This is a genomic window from Actinopolyspora biskrensis (genome assembly GCF_013408175.1).
Lineage (GTDB): Bacteria > Actinomycetota > Actinomycetes > Mycobacteriales > Pseudonocardiaceae > Actinopolyspora > Actinopolyspora biskrensis.
Window position 1 is genome coordinate 483,488 of sequence record NZ_JACBYW010000003.1, and the last position, 15,007, is coordinate 498,494.

Genomic DNA, 15,007 nt, shown 5'->3' on the forward strand with positions numbered 1-15,007 from the left:
GCCGAAGCGGACGGGGCGCGGCCGTAATCCGTGCGCCGAGGCAGCTCCGCTGGTCAGGCCCGCCCGGCGATGAACTCCTCGACCGCCTGGTAGGCCTCCGAGTCGGAGTACTGCTCCGGTGGCGACTTCATGAAGTAGGAGGCCGCCGACAGCACCGGCCCCCCGATCCCCCGGTCGGCGGCGATCTTCGCGGCGCGGATCGCGTCGATGATGATGCCGGCCGAGTTCGGCGAGTCCCACACCTCGAGCTTGTACTCCAGGTTGACCGGGGCGTCACCGAAGGCGCGGCCCTCCAGCCGGATGTAGGCCCACTTGCGGTCGTCCAGCCACGGCACGTAGTCCGAAGGGCCGATGTGCACGTTGCGGTCGCCCATGTCGCGCTGGACCTGCGAAGTCACCGAGTTGGTCTTCGAGGTCTTCTTGGACTCGAGCCTGCCGAGCTCCTTCATGTTCAGGAAGTCCATGTTGCCGCCGACGTTGAGCTGCATCGTGCGGTCCACGTGCACACCGCGCTCCTCGAACAGCTTGGTGAGCACGCGGTGCGTGATGGTCGCCCCCACCTGGGACTTGATGTCATCCCCGATGATCGGCACCCCCGCCTCGGTGAACTCCCGCGCCCACTCCGGGTCGGAGGCGATGAACACGGGCAGCGCGTTGACGAAGGCCACACCCGCGTCCAGGGCCGCGCGCGCGTAGAACTTGTCGGCGTCCTCGGAGCCGACCGGCAGGTAGGAAACCAGCACGTCGGCCCCGGAGGCGCGCAGCGCGCCGGCGACGTCGACCGGCTGCTCCTCGGACTCCGAGATGGTCTCCGCGTAGAACTGGCCGAGTCCGTCCAGGGTGTGACCGCGCTGGACCGGCACCCCGAGCGGTGGGACGTCGGCGATCTTCATCGTGTTGTTCTCGCTGGCCACGATCGCTTCGGACAGATCGCGGCCCACCTTCTTCGCGTCCACGTCGAACGCGGCGACGAATTCGAGATCACCGACGTGGTACCCGCCGAAGTCGACGTGCATCAGCCCGGGAACCCGCCCGGACGGATCCTTCTCCCCGTAGTAATGCACGCCCTGCACCAGCGACGCGGCGCAGTTGCCCGCACCAACGATCGCCACCCGGACCTTACTTCTCGTCGCCTCGTCGTGACGATCTCCGCCCATGGTCGCCGGCCTCCTTCTAGGTCATGTCCCGTTCGTCTACCTGTCCAAGTTCCGCCCGACTTACCGCGATCACGCCGGACCCGCATCCTGCTCGGCCCGTTCGTGCGCGATCAGTTCGTCGAGCCAGCGAACCTCGAGCTCGCTGTGGTCCAGCCCCAGGCGGTGCAGCTGCGCCGTGTACCGGTCGCACTGCTCGTCGGCTCTGGCCAGGATCGCGCGCTGGCCCTCCCGGCGTTGCTCCAGACGCCGGCGACGGCTCTCCAGAATCCGCATCCGGATCGACGCGGGGGTTCGCGCGAAGAACGCCAGCCGCACGTCGAACGTCTCGTCCTGACACGCTCCCGGCCCGCAGTCCTCGGCCAGCTCCACGAAGCGGTCCCGACCCGCCCCGGTGAGCCGATACACGCGTCGGGCACGCCGCGACCCCTGTTGTGCGCCCTGCTCGTCCGGATCCTCCTCGATCAGTCCGGCACGCAGCATCCGCCGCAGCGTCGGATAGACCGTCCCACAGGAGAACGCACGGATCTCCTGGAGCCGCTTGCGCAACTCGTAGCCGTGCATCGGTGTTTCGTGCAACAAACCGAGCACCGCGAACTCGAGCATCGGCACCCCTCCTGCGAGTGAAGCTCCGAACGAGCAACACTCCGATCGGATTATATCGCCTCGATATATCGCTTCGGAAACCAGACCGGGACGTGTGGCCCGCGCTACAGCCGACCGCGCGGAGGCCTGGAACGGCCCGTTCCCCCGGTTCCGAAGGCGGGATCCGGGTGTCACGCACCACTCCACCGGAGGGCGTGCCCTGAACGGCCCATGGAGATCGGGCACGCGACACGTACGCTGTGGGCGTGCGGACCCAACGGCAAGTGGTGGATTACGCGTTGCGGCGACGGTCGCTGCTCGCGCAGCTCCATGCTGGCCGCGTCGGGGTGGTCGAGGTCTGCGACGCCGGCCCGTACCTGCTACAGGCCGCCAAGTTCCATGGTGAGTCCAGTGACGTGGTCTGTCCGGTGTGCCGTAAGGAAAGACTGACCTACGTATCCTGGGTCTTCGGTGACCAGCTCAAGCACGCCGACAACTCGGCGCGGAGCAACGCCGAGCTGGCCCGGATGGCCACCATGTTCGAAGAGTTCAACGTGTTCGTCGTCGAGGTTTGTCGTACATGTAACTGGAACCACCTGGTGCAGTCGTACGTCCTTGGAACCGGGGGCCGGCACGGCCGCGGTGGAGGACGAAGAACTGCCGCCGAGTGAGCACGCAACCTCTCCGGCAGCACCCCGGCTGCCGGTCGACGTGAACGCACCGAACGGCGTCTGCCGACGCCTGTCCCGGAGGACGACTACTCGTGACTGACGAGCGTGACGACCGGTCCGACGGCCGCCACCCGAGGCGATCCGCCGCCGGAGACCGGGAGCCGGAACACGGGCAACACCCCGGACCGCCCCCGCAGGCGGGGCAGCGCAGCCAGGACGGCCGGAGCGAGGACCCCCAGCGCGATCCCCGCAACGATCCGCAGCGGCCGCCCGAGCAAGGTGGTCAGCCGCAGGGCCCACCGGGACACCCCCCGCAACCTCCGCGCGGACAGGCTCCGCAGCACCCCGCCCAACCGGCGCCGGGGCAGCAGGGACCTCCGCAGCGCCCCGGTCAGGAGCGTCCGGACGGGCGGCAGTTACCGCCGGAGCAGCAACACCCCCCTCAACCCCCGCAACCCCCGCAGGGGCCGCCGCGCGGCGCTCAACCGCCCAGTCCGCAGGCCCCTCCACCCCCTCCGGTGCCCGGGGGACCACCCGGTGCTCCCCCGGGACGCCCGCAGGCGCGCTCGGACGGGGAACCCGACTGGCCCGGGGAGGAAGCGGCACCGCAGTGGCCGGGCGAGCAGCCCCCTCGCGGGCAGGGCCCGCCCCGAGGAACTCCCCCCGGACAACCTCCCCGGGTCGAGGACCCGGACGCGACCGTCCGGCAACCGGCCGTGCCTTCCGGGCACGATCAGCACGGTCCCGCGAACTCCGCGGGCCCGCCCGCCGGGCACCCCGGCCACCCCGGGAACGAGGTGCCGGGCGCTCCCGCGCAGGGGCCGCCGCCGGACGAGGCGCCCACCAGGAAAACCCCGCCGGCGGGTCCCGGCTTCCCCGGTGAGCAGCCGCCGACCGGAAGAACCCCGCACACCGGACGCCCGAACGACCCGGGCGAACAACCGACCGAGCACATCTCGTCGGTGCCTCCTCCGGAGACGGAGCAGCAGGACAGGACACGTCGGCACCCCGGCGCACCCGCCGGCGCGGGGGGCGTCGCGGCGGCCCTGGGCGGAGCCGCCGGAGGAGCCGCGGGTGCGGCCGCAGGGGCGGCAGGAGCCGCCGGTTCCGGAGCCGCCGGGGCGGCGTCCGGAGCCGCGGGCGCTGCCGGGGCCGGGGGTTCCGGGGAGCGCGAGCCCGCCGAATCCACGTCCCTGCTCGGCAGTGCCGAAGGCGGGCAACCGGAGTCCGCGGCCGAGTCCACCCGGGTGAGCCCCGAGGAACCCGACAACGACCCCGGGTTGATCACCCACCGCGCGGCCCAGGGCGGGTACAACTACTACACGGACGACGATCCGTACGAGGACGACTTCGACAGCGGCTACCACCCGGCCCACGACGACTACGCCGACGATCGCGAGCACGACGAGGACTTCGACTTCGACGACGATCTCGACCCGCCCGAGGATCCGGATGACGACATGAACGCCGCCCGCAAGAAACACGGACGCAGAAAGCTCTGGCGCAGGCTCCGCCGCACCTGCTACGTGGCAGCGGCGCTGATGATCGTGACTCCGGCGGCGATATTCGTCTGGTGTTACTTCACCTTCGACGTCACCTCCCCCAAGGAGACCGCCGCGAACTACAACACCAGTCTGGTGGTCAACTACTCGGACGGGAGTCTGCTGAACAAGTTCTCGCCCGCCGAGGGGGAGAGCCGAGTGCTGATCGACAGCCTCGACGAGGTGTCCCCCGAGATGCGCCACGCCACCATGGCCGCCGAGGACGCGGACTTCTACAGCAACCCGGGTTTCTCGGTCAGCGGCATCGGCCGGGCCGTGTACAACCAGCTCTCCGGGGGCCAGGGCGGTGGGTCGACCATCACCCAGCAGTACGTCAAGCTCAGCACCGGCAAGGACGACCACTCGATGAAGCGCAAGTTCACCGAGATCGTCCGGGCCTTCAAGATGACCAACCAGTACGACAAGAACACGATCCTGAAGGCCTACCTCAACACCGCCTACTACGGCAGGGGCGCCTACGGGATCTCCAACGCGGCGGACGCCTACTTCGACAAGAAGCCCAGCGAGCTCAACGCCTCCGAGTCCGCCGTGCTCGCCGGGATGGTGCAGCTTCCGCGGGGCAACGACCCCAGGGTCGATCCGGAGCAGGCCAAGCAGCGCTGGGATTACGTCACCGGCCAGATGGCCGACAAGGGCTGGCTCGACTCCGCGAGCCCGCGGAGCATGAGCATGCCGAAGACCGAGCCGATGTACGCCTGGACCGGTTCCACCACGCCCGTCCAGCTGCATATCAAGCAGCGCATCGTCGACGAGCTGGAGGAGCACGGCTACACCCAGGGTGAGATGACCAGCCAGGGACTGCGCGTGGTGACCACTCTGGACAAGAGGGCCCAGCAGGCGGCGGAGAGCTCCGTCAAGCAGGTCATGCAGGACCAGCCGGACAGGCTGATCCCGGCCCTGTCGGCCACGGACCCCGAGACGGGGGCCGTGCGGGCCTACTACGGCGGAAGCTCGGTCGGCCGGGACTGGGCCGACTTCCCGCAACCGGCTGGTTCCTCGTTCAAGCCGTTCGTCACGGCGGCGGGCCTGAAGCAGGGCTACGGCATCGGCGAGGTCTACGACGGGTCCGACGACCAGACCATCTGGGAGACCGACTACGGGAACGCGGCCGGGGTGGAGTGCGATCACCCCAAGCACTGCGGGGTGCGCGAGGCCACCACGAAATCGGTGAACACGGCCTTCGTGAACATGGCAGCGAAGTTCGGGCCCGAGAAGGTCGCCGAGGCCGCGCACGAGGCGGGCATCCCGCGCGAGCGCACCGCGAACGGCGAGCAGAGCAAGACGCTGGTCGACCACAAGACCGGCCAGACGAACCTCGGAATCGCGCTCGGCGCCTACCCGGTGACCACGACCAACATGGCCAACGCCTACGGTGCCTTCGCCGACGGCGAGCGCGCCGAGCCCAACTTCGTCCAGAAGGTCGTCACCAGCGACGGCGAACTCGTCGAGGAGTTCGGCAACGACCAGGAGAACGCGTTCTCCGCGAGCTCGTCCGAGAGCCGCGACATCGCGGCCAACGTGACCGAGAGCATGCGCGACGTGGCAGAGCACTCCGGCCTGACCCTGGACGGTAGCCGCCCGGTGGCCTCCAAGAGCGGCACGCACCAGCTCAAGGGGACCCGCCACAACGAGCGGGCCTGGTACGTGGGCTACACCCCGCAGCTGTCCACGGCGGTGTCCATGAACGCCGAGACCAAGACCGAGCCCAAGGCGTTGCTGGACAAGACCGGGGACGACATCTACGGGGCCAATCTGCCCGGGGACATCTGGCAGAAGTTCATGAACGCCTACCACGAGGGCAAGCCGGTCGAGGAGCTTCCCGAGCCGAGCGAGCGGATCGGGCAGTACACCACCCCGCCGCTCTCGACGTCGGAGACCTCGGAGTCCGAGACCGAGAGCAGCGAGCCCCCCACCTCGAGCAGCGAACCGCCCACCTCGAGCAGCGAGCCGCCTCTCTCGAGCAGCGAGCTGCCGAGCTCCACGTCCGCCCCCACGGAGACCACCGACTGCAACCCGTACTGGGACTCCGACTGCGAGACTCAGGACGAGAATCCGGGCAACGGCAACACCCAGGACGAGGAAGTCCCGAACGCGCAGCGGGAACCCGAGGGAAACCGCGACCCCAGCTACGGCTAGCCCGGTCCGCTGAATCCACCGGAGCACGAAGCCTCGTGACTTCCGGAGTCCGCACAACCGAACAGAGCGTGTGACAGCGAGCGCGGCCGGTTCCGACCGGCCGCGCTCCTCGTGTCAGCACCACCCGGTGCGGTGTGGGCGGTCCCGTCCGGCGACACCGCAGCTACACGGCCGCACCGAATCCTCGGGAAACGAGGAGCAGGAGCGATTAGGGGTCCTCGTCTCCACTCTTCCGTTCCCCGCTGCTGTACACATTCCTGATCTGAGTGGCCGTCTGCGCGGTCGTGGCCGCGTATCTCTCCCCGAGAAACCGCCGAAAACCCCAGAAAAAGCACGACGCGCACCCATGACCGCCTACCCGAGGCGCAGCAGTCCCGGAGGGTCCACCGGCCGCGCTCACCCGTGCTCCGGCCGCTCCGTAACATGCGGACCGTGTCCGAGCCGGATCAACCCGAGCACCCCCCGAACGAGCGGCCCACGGCGGACTCCGGGAGCGAACGGCGAACCAGAGCGGAAACCGCCGAAACCCAGCGGCCCCGGGCGTCCGCCCCCGTGGACGGCGACTCGCTCGGCCCGGCCCAACGGGTAGCTCCCACCTGGACGGAGCCGCTCGCCGCCGGGCTCAGCAAACCGTTCGGCGGCCGGCTCGGCAGGCACGCCCAGATCGGCAGGCAGTGGTTCTGGACACCACTGCGGGTGATCCTGCTGCTCGCGGTGCTGCTGCTCGCGGCGGGCTGGCTGTTCAAGGCCCCCTGCACGCAGACCTACGAGACCGGGCAGGGCCAGTCGATCGACTGGCGTCAGCACCGCCAGTACACCGCGCTGTGCTACACCGACATCATCCCGCGCTACGGGTCCGGCGACCTCGCCTCCGACGGGGCCTTCCCCTACAAGACCTCCTGGGTGGAGAACCCGGGGACTTCGCAGGAGCAGGTCCGCTACATGGAGTACCCGGTGCTGACCGGGCTGTTCCAGTGGGTCAACGCCAAGATCACCGACGGTTGGACGACCCTGGCCGACCACGGCCTGCTGCCCACCTCGGTGTCCGGTGTGGTCTACTTCGACATCAGCGCGTTCTGGCTGTCCTGCGCCTGGCTGGTCACCGTGTGGGGGCTGACCCGGCTGTGCCGCTTCCGGATCTGGGACGCCGCGCTGGCGGCCACCTCACCGCTGGTCTTCGTGCACGCGTTCACCAACTTCGACACGCTGGCCACCGCGCTGGCCACCACGGGGCTGCTCGCCTGGTCGCGCAGACGCGTGGGCCTCGCCGGCGTGCTGCTCGGTCTCGGAGCGGCCACCAAACTCTACCCCCTGCTGCTGCTCGGCCCGCTGCTCGTGCTGTGCCTGCGCACGGGCAGGATCCGCGAAGGACTGCGCTGTCTGGTCACCGCGCTCGGCGCGTGGCTGGTCGTGAACCTTCCGATCATGGTGCTGTTCCCGCGGGGCTGGTGGGAGTTCTTCCGGCTCAACAGCACCCGCCCGGCCGACCCGGACTCGCTGTACAACGCGTTGATGTACTACACCGGCTGGGCCGGTTTCGACGGCCCGCTGTCCCACGGTGAAGTTCCCTCGGTGTTGAACGCGGTCAGCTTCGCACTGCTGCTGATCGGCTGCGCGCTGATCGCGTGGCTGGGGCTGTCCGCACCGGTGCGCCCCAGACTGGCCCAGCTGTGCTTCCTCGTGGTCGCGGTGTTCCTGCTGACCAACAAGGTGTGGAGTCCACAGTACTCGCTGTGGCTGGTCCCGCTGGCCGTGCTGGCGATACCGCGCTGGAGGCTGCTGGTCACCTGGATGCTCGTCGACGCGGCCGTCTGGGCTCCCCGGATGTACTACTTCCTGGGAACCTCGAACAAGGGGCTTCCCGAGGGCTGGTTCCTCGGAGCGGTCCTGGTGCGCGACGCGATGGTCGTGCTGATCTGCGCGCTCATCGTCAGCGAGATCCTGCGCCCGGGGAAGGACAAGGTGCGCCGGACGCTCACGGCCGACCCGCACGGCGGGTTCCTCGACGGCACGCGGGACCGGTTCGTGCTGCCCGTACCGTCCCTTCCGGAGCGGATCCGGCCCGGCCGCGCGAGTTCTCCCCTGCTGTCCCGTCCGCCGCGCACGAGTTGATCGACGCCGAACGGGCCCGTCCGGACGTCTTCCGGACGGGTCCGACGTCGTGCAGGTCGCTACCCGATGTCGGGGCACCCGCAGCCGGGCGCCGACTGAGGTTCCGTCAAGTGCCCCACCAGGCCACCGGCACCCCGGCCCTGGAGGTTCTTAGACCCAACGGCCCAACCAGGCCGCCAACCTCCGGGACGCGGGCGCTTCCGGGTCAACGGGCCGCACCGGTTCGAACGGTGCCGGGTTCCCCCGCCGCTCGGCCGGCATGATCTCCCTTGCCACCCCGAGGGTCGTCTCGGCCAGCCCCTCGTCCAACCGGTGGTCCTCGATCCCCAGCGCCCGCGCGAGATCCCAGGCGTGGGTCACGGTGTCCAGCAGGCACCCGAGAAGCGCCTCGCGTCCAGGCAGCTCGCCCCAGGGCAGGTACATCATCCTGTCGAGCGCGGCACCGTCCGCCCAGGCCTCGTTCAACCGCGCGGCCTCCGCGGCGTAGACCTCGGCCCACTCCTCGTCCCCCGCCTTGCATGGCGGCGGGGTCGCGGCCTCCGCGTCGGTCTCGCCCGCTCCGAGGTTCGCGTAGCACCCCGTCATCACGACCACGTGCTCCAGCAGTGCCCGGACGTCGAACTCCGTGCAGGGCGTCGGCGCGCCCAACAGCTCGGGCCGCACCTCCGCGACCAGTGTGGACAGCTGTTCCGCGGCGCCGCGCACCGACGGGCGCGGGTCTGACGTGTCGTTCATCCGCTCCTCCTTCCGCTGTGTCGCGGCCGAGTCTCGCGCGGAAACCGGACAGGAAGTGTCGTGTTTCGCGCGGCATTCTGGTGCGGACCGGACACGACGAGCGGAAGGTGAGTTGTGAAGTCCGACCGGCTGCTGGCGATCCTGCTGATCCTGCAGGTCGGGAGAAGAGTGCGCGCCGCCGAACTGGCCGAACGGCTCGAGGTGTCCCCGCGCACGATCCACCGCGACGTGGAGGCGCTGTCCGCGGCGGGCGTGCCGGTCTACACCGAACGCGGCAGGAACGGCGGGGTCCGCCTGCTGCCGGGTTTCCGGACCGACGTCAGCGGACTCACTCCCGACGAGGCACGCGCCCTCTTCGTGCCCGCGACCGGCGACGTCCACGGCGCCCTCGGGTTGAGCGGGGCGCTGGGTTCGGCGCTGCGCAAAGTGCTGAGCGCGCTCCCCGAGACCCACCGTCCCACAGCGGAGCGCACCAGCGGACGCGTCCTCGTCGATCCGGGTCGCTGGATGAGCGATCCGCGACCGCCCGCCGAACTCGAAACCCTGCACTCGGCCGTGCTCGACGACCGCGGAGTCCGCATCGACTACCGGCACAGCGGGGAGACCACCACCCGCGAGTACACCGTGGACCCGTACGGGCTGGTTTGCAAAGCGGGTGTCTGGTACCTGGTCGCCGACCACCGGCGGTCGCCGCGACTGTTCCGGGCCGACCGGATAGCGCGCACCGAACCCACCGGGCGGCCGGCACGCCACCGGGACGTGAAGCTGGCCGAGGTCTGGGAGAAACTGCGGCGTGACGTGCAGGAACGCCCCGAGCTGGTCCGGGTGCGGGCCCGGATGCGCACCCACCGGCTGGACATGGCCCGCAGGATCGTCGGCTCGCGCATGAGCGTGCGCCCCGGGGGCGAGCACAGCACCGGGGAGTGGACGGAGATCGAGCTGCACTGCCCGGCTCTCGGGGCGGTGCGCCAATTGCTCCAGTTCGGCGCCGACGTCGAAGTGCTCGAACCGCCCGAGGCCAGGGCCGAGACGGCGCGGGCCGTCCGGGAGCTCGCCGCGCTGTACGCGGAAGACTGACCCGGGAGTCGACTCCGGGTTCCGCCACGGAACCACCCACGACGGGGACGGAAAAGCTCTACGACGCGGTTCGCCGGTGCTCGGCAGTGGTCAGCACCTGATCCACGCCCTCGTCGTACTCGTGCACGAAGCCGTGCCGCTCGTAGAGCCTTCGCGCCGCGCTGCCACGGACCACGAGCAGCCGAAAAGGACGGTGGTCGCGGTCCAGCTCCAGAACACGGCTCAACACCCGGCTACCGAGTCCCCGGCCCCGCGCCCACGGGTACAGGTAGAAGTGCTCGACCCACTGCGCCTCCGGTTCGGGACGAACCGCGATCAGCCCGGCGGCGGAGCCGTCCAGCAGCACCACGCGGCTGTTGGCCGGGACGAACTCGTCGAAGAAGCGCTGCCGCACCCGCTCGCGGTCCCACACCCCCAGACGTTCCAGATCGGGCCGCATGGCCTGCTCCTTCAAATCGACCAGCCACCGGGCGTCCTCGGGAGTCGCCGGACGAAACGACCAGAAACCGCACATGACGCGAGTATCCATCGGCTCGCCGGGGGCACGTCGGAAGCCCCGACGCGCGAACGCCCAGCCGAGTTCCCCGTCCGGAACCGGCACACCACGGAGGGCGAAGTCCGGCTCACGCGTTCACGGCGGGGGCACCGGACGCTCCCACGGCGGCGGGTTCCCGCGGTGTCTCGGGAGCCCGCAGGAACGCTACGAAAAGCCCGACCAGCAACGCCGCCCGGCCCCACACACCGAGGACGACGGCCTGCGCGGCCAGCGACTGGTAGATGCTGTACGGCTCCTCGGCGTTGATCAGGTACATCCAGCGGAAGAAACCGATCCCCATGGCCGCGTCGGCCAGCAGGTAGGCCACCACCCAGCCCGCGGGCACGCGCAGCAGCACGAGGAACGGCAGCAGCCAGAGCACGAACTGCGGCGAGTGCACCTTGTGGAACAGCAGGAATCCGCACAGCATCGCCGCGGACACGGCGATCCACGGGAAAGTCCCCGTCGCCGCCCACCTGCGCGCACCGAACGAGCAGGCCAGCACGAAGGAGAGCAGGATCAGCGTCGGGGAGAGCACCCCGACCAGGGACTCGAACCCGTCCTCCTCCACCAGCGGGCGCAGCCCCCAGTACCAGACCGAGTTGGTGCTGACGTCCACCGAACGCTGCAGCTGGAAGCGGAACGAGGCCAGCCAGCCCTGGAATCCCGCCACGGCGAAGGGGAGGTTCACCAGCACGAAGGTCCCCGCGGCCACGGCGAGCACGCGCAGCGCGCCGCGCACGTCGAAGCGCCGCACCCGCGACGGCGGGAAGTTCCCCCGTGGGCCTCCGGTGAGCACGTACAGGGCCAGCGGCACCGCGAAGACACCCGGGTAGAACTTCACCGCCGCGCCGAGCCCCAGCAGGATCGCCGCGAACGTGGCGGCTCTTCGCGGGGCACCACTCCCCGCTCCGTGAACCACGTACACCGCCGCGACCGAGCACGCCACGGCGGCCAGGTCCCAGTTGTGGAAGGAGTACAGCACCAGCGGCGGCGCCAACGCCCAGATCAGGGCTCGCCACCTGCTCAGCCGACCGAGCCACCACGCGGTGAGCAGCCCGAACGGCGCGAGCAGCAGGGCCGAGGCGGCGAGGAAACCCGCGTCGGTGGAGACGAACAGCGAACCGAGCCAGATGAGCACGCCGATGAGCACCGGGTACTCGACCACGCCGCCGTACAGCTGCCCGCCCTCGGTGATCCCGCCGTTCACGTACGGCACGACCAGCTCGTCGAGGTCCCGCGAGCCCCACAGCTGCTGCAGGTCCGAGTAGCACGCCACCCCGTAGGAGCGTTTCCACAGCTCCGGTCCGGAGCTGCCCGACTCGTCGAAGGTGGGCCCCGTGCAGCGGGCCTTGTGCGCGTAGCCGAGCAGCATCGTCAGGCCGGTCAGCACGCACAGCGCCGTCAAGGCCAGCGCGGACAGCCCCCGGCGCGTGGACGTCACCGAGCCGTCCCGTGACGGCGTTCTCCTCGTGGTCTCGATACGGCGCTACCTTCGAACCCGGTCGTCGCTGCCCCCGAGAAGCGATCCCGGGGGCTTCTTCCCTGAGAATCCGTAACAGAGCTCTGCTCGCGCGGTCGGGCAGCCGGCCGTGAGTCGGCGCCTTGCATCGGAAGTGCGCAGAGTTCCCCTCCAGCGCGCCAACGCCCCGGAGAGGAACTCCCGACCAGAAGCCCCACACCAACGCAGGTGCTTACGAGCCTACGCAGCCGGCACCACCGCGGGTTCTCGGTCGAGTGCCCGGCGAGGACGGCCTCGACGTTGTGTAGGTGGCTACCCGATGTCGAGGATCCCGCAGCCGGGCGCCGACTGAGGTTCCGCCACGCAACCACCCAAGCAAAAAGACCCGCCGACCCTCCTACCCCCGAAGGAAGGCGATGTCGGCCGCCTGCCCCTCCGCGGGCGTCTCCACGACCACCGGCGCCCCGGCGCTGGAGCACACCTCGCGCAGCACCTCCGGATCTATGCTGCCGGAGCCGATGCTGGTGTGCCGGTCTCGCCAGGAGCCGAACTCGTCCCGCGAGTCGTTGAGGTGGACCAGGTCCAGCCGTCCGGTGATCGAACGCACCCGCTCCACGATGCCGACCAGGTCCTCACCCGCGGCGTGCGCGTGGCAGGTGTCCAGGCAGAAGCCCGCCCCGAACTCGCCGACCGCGTCCCAGAGCCTGGCCAGGTCGTCGAATCCGCGCGCCATGGCGTTGGCGCCCCCGGCGGTGTTCTCGATCAGCACCGGGACCTCGAAACCGCCCTCGGCCGCCTGGCGCTCGAACACCTTGCGCCAGTTCGCGACCCCCTCGGCCGGATCGTCGTTCTTGGTGACGTGTCCACCGTGGACCACCACTCCGGACGCGCCGATCTCGGCGGCGGCCCGCACCTGCTGGACCACCGCCTTGCGGGAGGGTATCCGCACGCGGTTGTTCAACGAGGCGACGTTGATGACGTACGGCGAGTGAACGAACACCCCCAGCTCGGACTCCCTCAGGCGTTCGGCCTGCGGATGTGGTTGCGGCGCCTTCCACCCCTGCGGGTCGGAAAGGAAGAACTGCACGACGTCGGCATCGCGTTCGGCCGCGGCCTCCAGCGGATCGTCGTCACGGACGTGGGCCCCGATCTGCATGGGCCCGAGTCTAGATTGCACCTCGGAATCCGCGTGCGCGGTCACCGGAGCGTCCCCCTGCGAGGCCGCCGGGGGCCGGGCGCGGTACCTCGCGGCGAAATCCGGTTACCAATCGGTATCGACATCGTTCCGCGGCGTCACCGCACGGCAACTCGCGCGTTGGGCCCGGTAACGGTTTCGCCAGGACTTCGTCTCGAATCGCGGGAGGTACCGCTCCGACGAACCCAGGACGACCGAACCGGAGAAGCTCTATAGGGGTGCGTGTATGAGCAGAGAACACGACCGCGAACGCGCGGGGGCCGACCGCTCCCGCGGACCGACCGGCGGATTCCTGCGCGGCGGACTACGCGGCGCCGCGGTCCCCGTGGTGAGCGCGGTGCTCGCCGCAGGCGGCCTCGCAGGTGCGGGAGTGGCCGACGCGTCGTCGAGCCCCGTCGTGATCGGCACCTGCACGGAGGACGTGAGCAGCGATTCCTTCGGGCAGCGGATCGTCGCCTCACCCACCGCGCTCGACGCGAAGGTGAAGCAGGCCGCGCTGCTCGTCTTCCCGCTCCAGTTCGAACGAGCCGACGAGATCAGGGAGCAGTTCCTCGAGTCGGCCCCGGTCGAGCTCGGCGCGGTCACCGAGCGGGACCAGGAGTTCTCCGGAGGAGACCTGGCCGAGGCGCTCGCTCCCAGCATCGCCGCGATCCCCTCGGTCGAGGACAAGGGCGAGGCCGTGAACTTCCACGTGGGCAACCTCGCCGCGATCGGCTGCCTCGGGGGAGTTTCCGTGCCGGGGCAGGAGGAGGCCGGCTCCTCGGAAACACCCACATCGCCGTCCGAACCTCCGCCGTCCTCCGCTCCGGATCCCACCGGAACGGGCGACTCCCCCGGTGGTGAACAGCCCGGGAACCAGCGGCCGAGCTCGCGAGCTCCGGAAACCGGCGACTCGGCACCGGGCGGCACCACTCCGAACCACCCCCCAGGGCCCGCCGCACGCGTGAACCCCTCGGACTACGCTTATGTTCCGGGGTCGTTACCGCCGTGGTCGGACACCCGGTTCGGAGAGGCCCCCGGTGGAAGAGCCGAGACCGGTGATCTGCGAAGCGACGAGAAGCACAACCAGCAGGACCGCGTGCGCGAGGCGGGCAGCGCCGAGGCACTGCCTTCCGACGCGGGCAGCAGGGTGGCCCTGCCGGTGTTGCTCGCCGCGATCTCGCTGGCCGGAGTGACCTCGGCGCTCATCAGGACGTGGGTGCTGCGCCGAACCTGACCGACCTGCCGCTCCGAGCGCGCGCCGCCCGGAGCGGCCGAAACAACACCCAGGTCACCGGAGTTTTCCACCGGGTTGCTAGACTGGTTCGGCTCGCCCGCGCGGCGACCCTCCTGCCACGGAGAGTCCGTGGCCGTGAGTCCACAGGAGGTGAGTGGTCTTCATGCGTCATTACGAGGTCATGATCATTCTTGACCCGAGTCTGGACGAGCGCAACGTGTCCTCGTCCCTGGAGAATTACCTCAAGGTCATCCGTAACGACGGTGGCAGCATCGAGAAGATCGATGTCTGGGGCCGTCGCAGGCTCGCCTACGAAATCAACAAGCGTGCCGAGGGCATCTACGTCCTGCTGGACCTGAACTGCGAGTCGTCCTCCGTCAACGAGCTCGACAGGCAGCTCAACATCAGCGAGAACGTGCTGCGCACGAAGATGCTGCGCAAGATCGTCCAGCCGCGCAAGGAAGCCCGTCTCGCCCGGGCCAGCGCCAAGGCGGCCAAGGCAGCCCAGCAGCAGGCCCAGAGCGCGGTCGGCACTTCCGCCTGATCCGCCCGGAAGGCGAACGGCAA

General features: G+C 69.8%; 13 protein-coding genes. 6 read left to right on the forward strand and 7 right to left on the reverse strand.

Annotation, left to right across the window (positions count from 1 at the left end; translation table 11 throughout):
• Positions 1–53: 53 nt before the first annotated feature.
• Both FHR84_RS10660 and FHR84_RS10665 read right to left on the reverse strand, forming a co-directional pair.
• Positions 54–1,157 (reverse strand): inositol-3-phosphate synthase, encoded by a 1,104-nt coding sequence (locus FHR84_RS10660; protein ID WP_179535291.1) that lies wholly within the window; start codon positions 1,155–1,157, stop codon positions 54–56.
• Positions 1,158–1,226: 69 nt separating this feature from the next.
• A complete protein-coding gene (locus tag FHR84_RS10665; protein WP_179535292.1) occupies positions 1,227–1,760 on the reverse strand; it encodes a PadR family transcriptional regulator in 534 nt (177 codons plus the stop codon).
• Positions 1,761–1,999: 239 nt separating this feature from the next.
• On the opposite strand from FHR84_RS10665, the gene FHR84_RS10670 reads away from it, so the two are divergent.
• On the forward strand, positions 2,000–2,410 hold the full coding sequence (locus FHR84_RS10670) for a DUF5318 family protein (protein ID WP_179535293.1): 411 nt from the start codon (positions 2,000–2,002) through the stop codon (positions 2,408–2,410).
• Between the two features lie 86 nt (positions 2,411–2,496).
• Here FHR84_RS10670 and FHR84_RS10675 read toward each other — a convergent pair whose 3' ends face one another.
• A complete protein-coding gene (locus FHR84_RS10675; RefSeq protein WP_179535294.1) occupies positions 2,497–2,718 on the reverse strand; it encodes a hypothetical protein in 222 nt (73 codons plus the stop codon).
• A 210-nt stretch (positions 2,719–2,928) separates the two neighbouring features.
• On the opposite strand from FHR84_RS10675, the gene FHR84_RS10680 reads away from it, so the two are divergent.
• Positions 2,929–6,108 (forward strand): transglycosylase domain-containing protein, encoded by a 3,180-nt coding sequence (locus FHR84_RS10680; RefSeq protein WP_343075225.1) that lies wholly within the window; start codon positions 2,929–2,931, stop codon positions 6,106–6,108.
• A gap of 423 nt (positions 6,109–6,531) precedes the next feature.
• Positions 6,532–8,220 carry a glycosyltransferase family 87 protein gene (locus tag FHR84_RS10685; protein ID WP_179535295.1) on the forward strand — a complete coding sequence of 563 codons (1,689 nt, stop codon included), beginning with the start codon at positions 6,532–6,534 and terminating at the stop codon, positions 8,218–8,220.
• A gap of 150 nt (positions 8,221–8,370) precedes the next feature.
• Here the strand turns inward: FHR84_RS10685 and FHR84_RS10690 are convergent, their stop codons facing one another.
• Complete coding sequence (locus FHR84_RS10690; RefSeq protein ID WP_179535296.1) at positions 8,371–8,955, reverse strand: TIGR03086 family metal-binding protein; 585 nt, start codon at positions 8,953–8,955, stop codon at positions 8,371–8,373.
• A 114-nt stretch (positions 8,956–9,069) separates the two neighbouring features.
• Between FHR84_RS10690 and FHR84_RS10695 the strand changes: the two genes are divergently transcribed.
• Positions 9,070–10,032: a WYL domain-containing protein gene (locus FHR84_RS10695; RefSeq protein WP_179535297.1), complete on the forward strand. Its 963-nt coding sequence runs from the start codon at positions 9,070–9,072 to the stop codon at positions 10,030–10,032.
• Between the two features lie 58 nt (positions 10,033–10,090).
• Here the strand turns inward: FHR84_RS10695 and FHR84_RS10700 are convergent, their stop codons facing one another.
• The 3 genes from FHR84_RS10700 to FHR84_RS10710 form a co-directional block, all read right to left on the reverse strand.
• Entirely contained in the window at positions 10,091–10,561 is a 471-nt protein-coding gene (locus FHR84_RS10700) for a GNAT family N-acetyltransferase (RefSeq protein WP_246300418.1), read from the reverse strand.
• Positions 10,562–10,655: 94 nt separating this feature from the next.
• The gene (locus FHR84_RS10705) at positions 10,656–11,942 is read right to left on the reverse strand and encodes a hypothetical protein (protein ID WP_218862743.1); all 1,287 of its coding nucleotides are present in this window, start codon (positions 11,940–11,942) and stop codon (positions 10,656–10,658) included.
• 484 nt (positions 11,943–12,426) lie between these two features.
• The gene (locus FHR84_RS10710) at positions 12,427–13,185 is read right to left on the reverse strand and encodes a deoxyribonuclease IV (RefSeq protein WP_179535299.1); all 759 of its coding nucleotides are present in this window, start codon (positions 13,183–13,185) and stop codon (positions 12,427–12,429) included.
• Between the two features lie 265 nt (positions 13,186–13,450).
• Between FHR84_RS10710 and FHR84_RS10715 the strand changes: the two genes are divergently transcribed.
• Together FHR84_RS10715 and rpsF are read left to right on the forward strand one after the other, a co-directional pair.
• On the forward strand, positions 13,451–14,440 hold the full coding sequence (locus tag FHR84_RS10715) for a hypothetical protein (protein WP_179535300.1): 990 nt from the start codon (positions 13,451–13,453) through the stop codon (positions 14,438–14,440).
• A gap of 163 nt (positions 14,441–14,603) precedes the next feature.
• The gene (rpsF, locus tag FHR84_RS10720; RefSeq protein ID WP_179535301.1) at positions 14,604–14,984 is read left to right on the forward strand and encodes a 30S ribosomal protein S6; all 381 of its coding nucleotides are present in this window, start codon (positions 14,604–14,606) and stop codon (positions 14,982–14,984) included.
• Positions 14,985–15,007 lie beyond the last annotated feature (23 nt).

What these genes read in the sequence shown, in the direction of transcription:
- FHR84_RS10660 (WP_179535291.1), bottom strand. Translation starts at nt 1,157, where the DNA reads ATGGGCGGAGATCGTCACGACGAGGCGACGAGAAGTAAGGTCCGGGTG.
- FHR84_RS10665 (WP_179535292.1), bottom strand. Translation starts at nt 1,760, where the DNA reads ATGCTCGAGTTCGCGGTGCTCGGTTTGTTGCACGAAACACCGATGCAC.
- FHR84_RS10685 (WP_179535295.1), top strand. Translation starts at nt 6,532, where the DNA reads ATGCGGACCGTGTCCGAGCCGGATCAACCCGAGCACCCCCCGAACGAG.
- FHR84_RS10690 (WP_179535296.1), bottom strand. Translation starts at nt 8,955, where the DNA reads ATGAACGACACGTCAGACCCGCGCCCGTCGGTGCGCGGCGCCGCGGAA.
- FHR84_RS10700 (WP_246300418.1), bottom strand. Translation starts at nt 10,561, where the DNA reads ATGGATACTCGCGTCATGTGCGGTTTCTGGTCGTTTCGTCCGGCGACT.
- FHR84_RS10705 (WP_218862743.1), bottom strand. Translation starts at nt 11,942, where the DNA reads ATGCTGCTCGGCTACGCGCACAAGGCCCGCTGCACGGGGCCCACCTTC.
- FHR84_RS10710 (WP_179535299.1), bottom strand. Translation starts at nt 13,185, where the DNA reads ATGCAGATCGGGGCCCACGTCCGTGACGACGATCCGCTGGAGGCCGCG.
- FHR84_RS10715 (WP_179535300.1), top strand. Translation starts at nt 13,451, where the DNA reads ATGAGCAGAGAACACGACCGCGAACGCGCGGGGGCCGACCGCTCCCGC.
- rpsF (WP_179535301.1), top strand. Translation starts at nt 14,604, where the DNA reads ATGCGTCATTACGAGGTCATGATCATTCTTGACCCGAGTCTGGACGAG.